The 11,130-nt window shown below is 63.1% G+C and carries 10 protein-coding genes; 9 read left to right on the top strand and 1 reads right to left on the bottom strand.

Going from position 1 to position 11,130, the window contains the following annotated elements:
* The first annotated feature begins 830 nt into the window (after window positions 1-830).
* The 6 genes from EI28_RS00495 to EI28_RS00470 are packed head-to-tail and all read left to right on the top strand — an operon-like array spanning window position 831 to window position 7,681.
* Window positions 831-1,244 (top strand): molybdopterin dinucleotide binding domain-containing protein, encoded by a 414-nt coding sequence (locus EI28_RS00495; RefSeq protein WP_048111783.1) that lies wholly within the window; start codon window positions 831-833, stop codon window positions 1,242-1,244.
* Window positions 1,244-2,614, top strand: a complete 1,371-nt coding sequence (locus tag EI28_RS00490) for a formylmethanofuran dehydrogenase subunit B (protein WP_048111782.1) — start codon at window positions 1,244-1,246, stop codon at window positions 2,612-2,614. Before EI28_RS00495 ends, EI28_RS00490 begins: the two co-directional genes overlap by 1 nt.
* A gap of 3 nt (window positions 2,615-2,617) precedes the next feature.
* Window positions 2,618-4,330 carry a formylmethanofuran dehydrogenase subunit A gene (locus EI28_RS00485; protein WP_048111779.1) on the top strand — a complete coding sequence of 571 codons (1,713 nt, stop codon included), beginning with the start codon at window positions 2,618-2,620 and terminating at the stop codon, window positions 4,328-4,330.
* Between the two features lie 13 nt (window positions 4,331-4,343).
* Complete coding sequence (locus tag EI28_RS00480) at window positions 4,344-5,144, top strand: formylmethanofuran dehydrogenase subunit C (RefSeq protein ID WP_048111797.1); 801 nt, start codon at window positions 4,344-4,346, stop codon at window positions 5,142-5,144.
* Between the two features lie 27 nt (window positions 5,145-5,171).
* Window positions 5,172-6,437, top strand: a complete 1,266-nt coding sequence (glp, locus tag EI28_RS00475) for a gephyrin-like molybdotransferase Glp (protein ID WP_369792225.1) — start codon at window positions 5,172-5,174, stop codon at window positions 6,435-6,437.
* Complete coding sequence (locus tag EI28_RS00470) at window positions 6,431-7,681, top strand: molybdenum cofactor synthesis domain-containing protein (RefSeq protein ID WP_048111776.1); 1,251 nt, start codon at window positions 6,431-6,433, stop codon at window positions 7,679-7,681. The genes glp and EI28_RS00470 overlap by 7 nt, the downstream gene beginning before the upstream one ends.
* Before the next feature lie 14 nt (window positions 7,682-7,695).
* On the opposite strand, the gene EI28_RS00465 is transcribed toward EI28_RS00470, so the two are convergent.
* On the bottom strand, window positions 7,696-8,502 hold the full coding sequence (locus EI28_RS00465) for a hypothetical protein (protein WP_231476501.1): 807 nt from the start codon (window positions 8,500-8,502) through the stop codon (window positions 7,696-7,698).
* A gap of 125 nt (window positions 8,503-8,627) precedes the next feature.
* Between EI28_RS00465 and EI28_RS00460 the strand changes: the two genes are divergently transcribed.
* Genes EI28_RS00460 through EI28_RS00450 form a run of 3 tightly spaced genes read left to right on the top strand, consistent with a single transcriptional unit; the run spans window position 8,628 to window position 10,975 of the window.
* Complete coding sequence (locus EI28_RS00460; protein WP_052379621.1) at window positions 8,628-9,404, top strand: ribonuclease III family protein; 777 nt, start codon at window positions 8,628-8,630, stop codon at window positions 9,402-9,404.
* A gap of 1 nt (window position 9,405) precedes the next feature.
* Window positions 9,406-10,584, top strand: a complete 1,179-nt coding sequence (locus EI28_RS00455; RefSeq protein WP_048111772.1) for a DUF362 domain-containing protein — start codon at window positions 9,406-9,408, stop codon at window positions 10,582-10,584.
* A 49-nt stretch (window positions 10,585-10,633) separates the two neighbouring features.
* The gene (locus EI28_RS00450) at window positions 10,634-10,975 is read left to right on the top strand and encodes an HIT family protein (protein WP_369792224.1); all 342 of its coding nucleotides are present in this window, start codon (window positions 10,634-10,636) and stop codon (window positions 10,973-10,975) included.
* The last annotated feature ends 155 nt before the right edge of the window (window positions 10,976-11,130 follow it).

Genomic DNA, 11,130 nt, shown 5'->3' with positions numbered 1-11,130 from the left:
AAAAGTAATATTAATATCAATTATATTTCCAATAAGATATTTTAAAACCGGGATTCAATGGTTCAAATAATTGAACTCGATCCTTAAAAAGGATTTCTTTCCGATGCCCGTCAGGCGTTATCGCCCCTGAGAAGGGCCTGCAAAAGAGACATATTAAATATTACGTAGAACAACACTAATAGCAATAATTAAAGTTACTGCTCTTAAAAAGTATTCAACCGTACCCGATTATCTAGATTGGATGTAAAAATATATAACCCTACCCCCTCCGGAGAGGATTTCTAGAGAGACTGATATCCAGACAGTTTTTTCTTGAATCTCCATGATAGTGGTCAGAAGGAAAATAGATGTAATTATATATCACCTCCACAATCCGGCCAACCCCGGACAACGAGAAGAGCCTGCCCATTTCCCATCTCTCCGCGGCCTCCATTCTACGACCCCCGGCACCGGCGGCCGGCGCTGTCTCATGTTATGACTATCCTGCAACACACCGCGGATCATTCCACCCGATAAAAAATAACTTGTTTCAAACACCCAGATGTAAAGTTTGTAATCTTTAGTTGCTTACAAATTCGGAATGGTTAAATACAAAACATTACAAGTTATGACAAAACGATTCGCCCGGTGCTCCGCCCGGATGTTTCGTTTCCTCGGGTGAGCAGGACCCACCATGCCGGAAGGCTCTGCTTGCCGGGTATGGAAAATCCCGGTAGATCCTCCAACGCATCGGAGTACCCGACAACGGGCGTTGCCGGGGTTACCGTACCTGCGGCCGGTCTCCCGAAAACCCGGGAGGCCGGCCTTTCCAACTACATCGAGGCAAAACCATGGCGAACAGGATTACACTGAACATGATCACCCAGCGCTCCATCGATGAAGGCGTTGCGATGGAAAAGGGCAAAACAACCCCGGAATACTTCGAGGCCTGCTCGATCATCGAGATGCACGACGACGACGTCAAGGCGCTCGGCCTGGTCCCGAACCAGCTGGTACGGGTGACGAGCGAATGCGGAAGCGTGGTCGTCAAGGCCGTTAGAGGGCGCCAATCGCTCTATCCCGGCCTTGCGTTCATCCCGCAGGGGGTCTGGGCGAACCAGGTAGTACCTCCCCGGACCCAGGCGACCGGGGAGCCGCAGTACAGCGGCTTTCCCGTGACGGTCGAGCCTGTGAACGGGGAGAGGCGCAAGAGCGCGCTCGAACTCGTCCAGGGGGCCGTCGGCCTGTGGAGAGGTGATCAATAATGCCAAAAAGAATTGAGAACGTCGGATGCCCCTACTGCGGCGTCTGCTGCGACGACCTTGTCGTGACCGTATCGGACGATGGAAAGAAGATCCTCGAGGTGGAGAACGCCTGTGCCATCGGCAACCAGATCTTCCACCACGCCACAAGCGAAGGGAGGATCAAACTCCCCCGCCTCCGCCAGCCGGACGGCACCTACAAGGATATCTCCTACGACGAAGCGGTCGACTACGCGGCGAAAGTGCTCTACAACGCGAAGAAACCCCTGATCTACGGATTCGGATCGACCAACTGCGAGGGCATGGCCGCCGCAGCCAAGGTCGCCGAGAGAGCGGGGGCCGTGCTCGACAACTGCGCGTCCATCTGTCACGGGAGCTCGTTTTTGGCCATATTCGACAACGGCTACCCGAGCTGCACCCTCGGTGAGACGAAGAACCGGGCGGACGTCATCGTCTACTGGGGCGCAAACCCCGCCCACGCCCACCCGCGGCACATGTCCCGCTACTCGATCTTCCCCCGCGGCTTCTTCACCGGCAAGGGCCACAAGAGCCGCAAGATCATCGTCATCGACCCGAGGCACACCGACACCGCCCAGGTGGCGGACATCCACCTCCAGGTGAAGCAGGGGTACGATTACGATCTCTTCGACGCGTTCCGCACCGCCGCCCGGGGCCACGAGATCCCCGCCGAGGTTGCCGGGATCAAGCGCGAGAAGATCCTCGAGGTCGTCGAGATCATGAAGAAGGCCCGGTTCGGCACCATCTTCTACGGCATGGGCCTCTGCCACTCCGACGGCAGAAACCACAACGTGGACATCGCCATCAGCCTGACCCGCGACCTCAACGACTACACCAAGTGGACGATCATGGCGATGCGGGGCCACTACAACATCACCGGGCCGGGCGCGGTCTGGTCATGGCAGTACGGGTTCCCCTACTGTCTCGACCTGACGAAGAAGGACATCGCCCACATGAACCCCGGCGAGACGAGCTCTGTCGACCTTGCCATGCGCGACGAAGTGGACGCTTTCATCAACATTGGAACCGATGCGGGCGCCCACTTCCCAATTGAAGCGGTCAAACACCTGAAGAAGCACCCCTGGATCACCATCGACCCGAACATCTGCATGGCGAGCGAGATCTCCGACCTCCACATCCCGGTGGGCATCGTCGGGGTCGAGGTTCCGGGCATCGTCTATCGGATGGACAACGTCCCGATCCAGTACCGCAAGGTCATCGACCCACCCGAGGGCGTCATCAGCGACGAGGAACTCTTCGAGCGGATCCACAAGAGGCTCTCTGAACTGGAGGCCGAAGAGACTGCGAAAGGCCCGGCGAAGGCCGCGCCCGAAGGCGCCCGCGCGGAGGAGTGAAGCATGAGCGAGTTACTGATCAGGAACGGGTTCGTCTTCGACCCCCTGCAGGGGATCAAGGGCGACCGCATGGACATCGGCGTCAAGGACGGCAAGATCGTCGAGACCAACGCCCTCAGCAGCCCGAAAACGATCGACGCTGCCGGCATGACCGTGATGGCGGGCGGCGTCGACATCCACTCTCACGTGGTCGGGCCGAAGGTGAACGTCGGCCGGCTCTTCCGCCCGGAGGACAAACTCTTCAAGAGCCCCCACAAATCTCCAACGTGCAACCGCATGGAGATGGGCTGCTCCGTCCCCTCCACGTTCAAGACAGGCTACGACTATGCGCGGATGGGCTACGTCTTCGTCAACGAGGCGGCGATGCCCCCGCTCCACTCCCCGCACGTCCACGAAGAGATACGGGATACCCCGATCATCGACAACGCCGCGATGCCGGTCTTCGGGAACAACTGGTTCACCCTTGAGTACCTCAAGAACAACGAGATCGAGAACAACGCCGCATACACCGCCTGGCTTCTGCGGGCCACGCGCGGGTTCGGCCTCAAGGTCGTCAACCCCGGCGGCTCCGAGGCCTGGGGATGGGGATTGAACTGTGCAAACATCCACGAATCGGTTCCCTACTTCGATATCACCCCGGCAGAGATCGTGAAGGGACTCATCGAGACGAACGAGTATCTCGGCCTTCCCCACTCGGTGCACCTGCACGCGAACAACCTCGGGAACCCCGGCAACTATGTCGACACGCTCGAATCGCTCAAACTCGCCGAGGGCTACGCGCCGAAGAACGACTTCGGCCGCGACCAGGTGTTGCATCTCACGCACCTTCAGTTCCACTCCTACGGCGGCGACTCGTGGGGTAACTTCGAATCCCGGGCAAAAGACGTGATGGACTACGTGAACACCCGCGACAACCTCACCGTCGACATGGGCCAGGTGACCCTCGACGAAACCACCACGATGACCGCCGACGGGCCGTTCGAGCACCACCTCTGCTCCCTCAACCACCTGAAGTGGGCGAACGTGGATGTGGAACTCGAGACCGCCGCGGGCGTTGTGCCCTACATCTACAGCCCGAAGGTCAAGGTCTGCACCATCCAGTGGGCCGTCGGTCTTGAGATCGGTCTCTACGCCAAAGACCCGATGCGGACGTTCATAACCACCGACCACCCGAACGCCGGGCCGTTCACCCGCTACCCGCAGGTCATCACCTGGCTGATGAGCAGGGCTGCACGTGACGCGACGATGAAGACGTTCAAGTGGCTTGACAGGACGATCGACGCCACCTCCATCGACGGCATCGACCGCGAACTCGGTCTCTACGAGATCGCACAGATGACCCGGGCAGGGCCGGCAAAGGCGCTCGGCATCAGCAACACCTACGGCGGGCTTGCCCCCGGCATGGATGCCGATATCGCCGTCTACGCCCTCAACCCCGAAGATATGCCCTCCGACCCCGCAATGATCGAGAAGGCTTTCGCCCGGTGCGCTCTGCTCGTCAAGGACGGCATCGTGACCGTACGGGACGGCGAGGTCGTCGCGGAGCCCGCGAAACGGACGGTCTGGGTCGACGTGAAGGTCCCGGAGAACGCGCAGGTGCAGAGAGACATCTACGAGCACTTCCTCCGGCACTACAGCGTGAAACTCGACAACTACTCGCTCTTCGAAGAGCACCTCCACAACCCGCGGGTGATCGAGGTCGATACGACACAATGAGGTGATGAGAAGCATGAAGACAGTTACCCTCACCCTGACCAACCCCTCCGAACTCTTTATCGAGGGGCAGAACATCACGCCGGACAACTTCGCAGGCAGGAAAGCCGCCGAGATAGCCGCCCTCGATGTCTGGGAAGGCAAACAGAAGAGCCCGCTCGGGAAGTACTTCACCGTTGAAGGCGACGGCGGAGCAACGGCCGAAGAGACGAAGATCGTCCTCCGGGGAGACTGCACCCGCGTCAAAAGGATCGGGCAGCAGATGACCGCAGGCGAGATCGTCATCGAAGGCAACGCCGATATGTACATCGGCGGCTGGATGAAGGGCGGCAAGATCCACGTGAAAGGAAACGTCGACTCGTTCTGCGGCATCGGAATGGAAGGCGGCGAGCTCGTCGTCGACGGCAACGCCGCGCACCACCTGGGCTCATCCCCCCGCGGAGAATGGCGCGGCATGCAGGGCGGAGTGATCCGGGTCGCCGGAAACGCCGGCAACGATACCGCCACGTTCATCAACGGCGGGACGATCGTCATCGGCGGCGATGCGGACATCCACATCTCCACCCACGGCGAAGGCGGCACCGTCATCGTCAAGGGCAACGCCAAGGGCCGCGTCGGCGGGCAGATGGTGAAAGGCGATATCTACGTCTACGGGACGATCGAGAACCCGCTCCCGGGATTTTCGATGGTCGACGAGGTCGAACAGGAGGTCGACGGCGAAACCGCACGCTTCGCTCACTACATCGGGGATCTCGGCGAACGCCACCCGACCTCCAAGGGCAAGACGGTGTATGCGAACCTCTACACCAAACTCTGATTTTTTTAACCCGGGCAACGAGCCCGGATGGGTACGCAATACGCCGGAAAGAGCACCCGGCTCCTCATCCAGGAGGTCGAACCGATGAACCAGTTTTTCCGTCTTATATCAGTGATCGAGGCTATCAACCTCATCAACCGGATCTCCCTGCCGATCGGGGTGGAAGATGTGCCGCTGACCGAAGCGTACGGCCGCGTTCTCGCCGAGGATATCCTGGCCGACGGTGACATCCCGGGTTTCGACCGGTCGGTCAAAGATGGTTTTGCGGTGAACTCCGCCGATACCGTTCAGGCATCCGAATCGGCCCCGGTCGCGCTCACGAGCGCAGGAAGGGTCACCATGGGGCAGGGAGGAAACGGCATCACGCTCCGGCGCGGCGAATGCGCCTACATCCCGACGGGGGCCGTCCTCCCGGGGGGTGCGGATGCCGTCGTGATGCTCGAGTACTGCCGGGATCTCGGGGAGACGATCCTTGCGGGCCGCCAGGTCTTCCCGGGAGAGAACATCATCCGCGCCGATGAAGACTACTCGCGCGGCGAAGGCGTTCTGGCGGCGGGAAAACTCCTGAACGTCCGGGACGTCGGGGTGCTTGCGGCGGTCGGGGCGTCCCGGGTGGCGGTGAGGAAACGGCCGGTCATCGGGATCGTCCCGACCGGCATCGAACTGGTGCCGCCGGACGCCGTCCCGGACGCCGGCGACGTCCGCGACGTCAACTCCTATCTCTGTAGCGCGTTCGTGCAGGAGCGGGGCGGCATTCCCCGGAACTACGATATCGTCAGGGACGAACCGGCGCATCTCACGGCCGTCCTCGAATCGGCACTCGAAGAGTGCGATGCGATCCTGATCACCGGGGGGAGTTCCAAAGACGACCGCGACATCGTGGCCGACGTGATCGAGTCGCTCGGGGAGGTGCTTGCACACGGGATAGCGCTGGCGCCCGGGAAACCGACGATCATCGGTACGATCGGTCATGCACCCGTCATCGGCATCCCCGGCCACCCGGCCTCGACGATGGTCGTCCTCTCGGTACTTGCGGCGCCTCTCCTGCAATCGCTCTCCGGCTGCACGGGCCGCCGGGAGATGAAGCAGAAAGCAGTCCTCACCCAGAACATCCCCTCGGAGCGGGGGCGCGAGGAGTACGTCAGGGTCAAACTCATCGGGGATGAAGCCGTGCCGCTCTTCGGCAAGTCGGGCCTCTTAAACACCCTGGTGCAGAGCGACGGGCTCGTCAGGATACTCCAGGGATACGAAGGGCTCGAGGCCGCAAGCGAGGTGGACGTGACGCTATGGTGAGGCGGCGCCTCGCGTCAAAGCCGCTCGCGGAAGTCCGGGAGATGCTGCGCTCGGCCTTCCCGGCCCCCGGCCGGACCGCCACCCTCCCGGTTGCCGGGGCGGCCGGACGGGTGGCGGTGAAACCCGTCTGCTCGCTGCTGACCGTTCCGGAAACGGACATTGCCGCCAGAGACGGTTTCGCCGTCGAGAGCTACGAGACCGCCGGGGCGAGCGCGGCAAACCCGGTCAGGCTCAAAAACCCTCAGAGAGTGAACACGGGAAACGCGATCCCTCGCGGCTGCGATGCAGTCGTCATGATCGAGGACGTCATCGGGGAAGACGGCGTCTGGTATACCGAAAAAGCGGTGCTCCCGGGAGAACATATCCATCCGGCCGGCTCCGAGATCCGGCAGGGCGACCTGATCCTCCCCGCCGGGCACACGATACGTCCCTTTGATCTCGGGGCGCTCCTCTCCTGCGGGATCGCCGCGGTGAACGTGCGGGAGGTGAAGGTCGGCCTCATCCCGACGGGGAGCGAGCTGGTCGGGGCGGGCGAACTCCCGGGACCGGGAGGGGCCGTCGAGAGCAATACCGCTGTTGCCGCGGCACTGCTCGGCGAGGCCGGAGCCACCTGCACCCGCTACGCAATCGTCCGCGACGACCCCGCATTACTCCGGGAGGCCGTCGAGAAGGGTATCCGCGACAACGACCTGCTCCTGATCTCCGCCGGCTCGTCGGCAGGCACCCGGGACTTCACCGCCGCCATCATCGGCGACCTCGGCGAGGTGCTCGTCCACGGCGTCGCGATGAAACCGGGTGGACCAGCGATCATAGGCCGGATCGACGGAAAACCGGTCATCGGGATGCCCGGCTACCCGATCGCCGCACTGACGGTCATGCGGGAACTCGCCCTCCCCCTGCTCGCGGCGTGGGGGTTTTGCCCCCGGCCGGCGGAGCGCATCCGCGCCCGGCTCACCGTGACGGTCACGGCGGATCCCGGCTACGACGAGTTCGTCCTCCTCACCGTCTCGCGGGCAGGCGAACGCTACGCCGCAACCCCCCTACCGCGAGGGGGCGGCACGCAGATGGCCCTGGTGCGTGCAAACGCCTGCCTGCACGTCCCGAGAGGCACCGGGAGCATCCGCGAAGGCACGGAGATCGAAATCCTGCTGACCGGGCCGTACCAGGAGACGGACGAAATCCCCGAATCATCACCGCAGTGCTCGGTGGGGGGAGCGCCACTCCCGGTGAAGGACGGGCACTGACGGGACTTCCGCGCTCAGGTTCCCGCCGTACCGTCGGTCGCGTTTCCGGCCGAACCGTTCCGGCAGCCGCCCTCCTCGCCCTCGCAGGACTTCATCAGGGCGCGGATGCGCTCCTCGAGATGCGGGAGATTCTCCCGGAACTCGCGTGCGAGCAGGAACGTCCGGACAGCGTCGCCCATCCCCCGGTGGGCGGCGAGGAGGTGGCGATACTCCCGCGGGACGGGATACCGAAAGTGCGTCGAGGCGACGGCGGAACCGTCGGCGGAAAAATCGATGAGCCTGGCAAGACGATCGAGGGAGAGAACCTGCTTCATCTTGAAATGCCGCCGGATCTCCCGCTGCAGGTCGACCAGCATGCACCCGTCGAGCGAGAAGCCCGCGGCGCGGAAAGCTCGTTTCTCCATACTCGCAGCAAAGACGACGATTGCCGGGGCATCCACCGGAGAGACGACCGACTCCATGAAGAGCCGGAGATCGGCAAACGCTTTTTTTGCCGTCGCCTTTGCCGTGTAAACCCCATCGCCCGGGCTCCGGTAGGAGTGATCGTAGGGCATTCCATACTCGCCGCGGCCCATGTTCGCCACGGTCGTTGCGACACCGACGGTCTTGCCGCACTCGTCGGTCACTTTCTTCCATATCTCGACGTCGATGTCGTAGCAGAACTGCTCGCCGACGTAGCGGACGCTGTCGTCCTCTGGCCGATAAAGAACCGCACCGATCTCGATCGGCATCATGACCGCCCGGCAGGTGCCGTAGACGTACCCGAACTCGATGTCCAGGTAGACACGCCTGCCCGCCTCGTCCGCTGCCGGCTGCACCACGGATAAGATCTCTTCGGCGGCAACGAAAAGGTTTCCCGGAGGTTCCGTCTCCGGCAAAGGTTTATCCGGCAGGACATAAGCCATTCTATAGAGAAGAACAGCAGGACGCCCTGCACCCGACGGACATGAAACTCTCCACCATCTGGACCAAATTTCGTATCGGCGGCCTTTGCGGGAGAAGGCTCCCCCGGCGCCCGGAGCCCGGCGCCCTCGACCGGGAGGCGGAGGTGCGTGCGCTCCTCGCCCGCCCCCCGTTCGGGATCACCGACGTCGCAAAGACCGCCCTTCCCCTCTACGACCGGGCGCTGACCCACCGGTCGTACGCGAACCGCGGAGAGTACCCGGCAGCGACGTTCGAGGACAACGAACGGCTTGAGTTCCTGGGGAACTACGTCCTCGACTTCGTCATAGCCGACCACCTCTATGGCGAGTACGATCTCCCGCCGGGTGAGATGAACCGGAGGCTCCAGGTGACCAGGAACACGAAACTCGCCGAGATCGTGCGGCGGCAGGGCCTCGGCATCGACGGCGCCGTCAGGCGGCGCGGGCAGCCGCCGACCGACTCGATCGTCGCCGACGCCTTCGAGGCTCTGATCGGCGCAATCTACCTCGATCGCGGCCTCACCGTCGCCCGGGATGTGGTGCTCGCGATTTTCGAAGAAGAGATCGCGGAGTGCGACACCCACAGGAACTACCGCGGAAGGCTTCAGGAGTACGTCGCACGGGAGAACCTCGGCGAACTCGATTACGCCTTCCGGCAGACCGGCCCCGGGAACTGCCCGGTCTGGGCCGCCCGGGTGACGGTCGGGGGAATTCCATTCGGAGAGGGCGAGGCAAGGACCAAACAGGGCGCGGCGATGCTCGCGGCAAAAGAGGCGCTCGGCCGCATCGGGGAGGAATGAAGTGCAGCCGGCCGGCCGGGACGCGACGGTCGCGGTCGCCCGGTGCGACGATTACGCGCCGGAGAAGGTCGATGCGGCCGTCCGCCGTGCGGTCGACCTAGTCGGCGGCATCGGGAGGTTTATCTCGCCGGGAGAGAACGTCCTCCTCAAACCGAACCTCCTGCAGGGGCAGGCGCCGGAACGGTGCGTCACCACCCACCCGGCGGTCGTCGCCGCCGTCGCACGGCTTCTTACGGAGCACGGGTGCCGGGTCGTCATCGGCGACAGCCCCGGCGCCGGGATCATCTACAGCGAGGCGAACCTGCGGCGGGCATACGCGCGGTCGGGGTTTGCCGCGGTGGCCGAAAAGACCGGCACCGCCCTGAACTACGATATCGGCTCGCAGATCGTGGCGTTCCCGGAAGGCGAGGTGATGAAGCAGTTCTCCATCATCACCCCGGCCGTAGAGGCCGACGCGATCGTGGTCGTCTCGAAATCCAAGACCCACATGTGGACGCGGATGACCGGCGCCGCAAAGAACCTCTTCGGACTCATCCCGGGGCTCGAAAAACCGGTCTTCCACTTCCGGTTCCAGGACGAGTACGCCTTCGGCCGAATGCTCGCCGACCTCAACGAGTGCATGAAACCCCGGCTCCAGATCGTGGATGCGATTATAGGGATGGAAGGGGACGGCCCCCAGGCAGGCAGCCCGCGAACGATCGGGGTCATCCTTGCCGGGAGCAATTACGCGGCCGTGGACACCGTTCTCGCGCGGCTCATCGGCATGGACCCGCTCGAGATCGGGAGCACGAGAAGCGCGGCCGAGCGCGGGCTGTTCGACCCTGAGGGAGTCAGGACGGTCGGCGACGACCCGGCGGAGTTCACGGTCCCGGACTTCCAAAAACCCTCGACCTACACGGGGGGCCGGGCGGGCGTCTGGCGGCGGGTCGTCCTCGCCGTCGTCCAGCGGTTCGGGAGAACCTACGCTCCCCGGCCCGGCGTGATCGCTTCTTCGTGCATCGGCTGTGGGAAATGCGAGCGGATCTGCCCCGTGCATGCGATCGCCGTCACGGAAGGCAAAGCGACGATCGATCTTTCGCGGTGCATCCGGTGCTACTGCTGCCACGAGATGTGCACCGAGCACGCCATCGCCCTCTCCCGGGGCCTCACCGGGAAACTCCTCGCCCGCCTGCTCGGATGAGGGAGATCGACCAAAACACTCATGTGGGAACGGGGAGAGAGCGGGGGCCATGCCATGCCCGTTCTGCAATCCGGCCCCGGAAGATATCGTCGTCGCAAACGACCTCTGCTACGCCCGCTACGACATCCACCCGGTCAGCCCCGGCCACCTGCTCGTGATTCCGTTCCGCCATGTCGGGAGTTACTTCGATACGACCGGTGAAGAGAGGACGGCCCTCGCCCGGCTCATCGACGACTGCAGGGAGATCACCGACCGCGACCGCCACCCCGACGGCTACAACATCGGCGTCAACGTCGGGGAGGCCGCGGGGCAGATCGTCATGCACGTCCACATCCACTTCATCCCGCGCTACCGGGACGATGCCAGCACGGAGGGGGCGTTCGGGGCGTGATACCGTGCGAACCGGAGTAGCGGCGAGCCCTGATTTTCGAGCATGATTCCCGGGGATCTCATCGCATCCCCGTCCCCGGCATAGCGGCAGCGGGCATGCACCGGCCGATGTCCCGGGTGTTCGTTTGGAATGATTAATTATGCAGGTAGGGCATA

This window comes from Methanoculleus sp. MH98A, assembly GCF_000691865.1.
In the GTDB taxonomy this organism is placed as follows: domain Archaea; phylum Halobacteriota; class Methanomicrobia; order Methanomicrobiales; family Methanoculleaceae; genus Methanoculleus.
The sequence above is the reverse complement of the archived record's forward strand: the minus strand, read 5'-3'. Positions and strand labels throughout refer to the sequence as shown.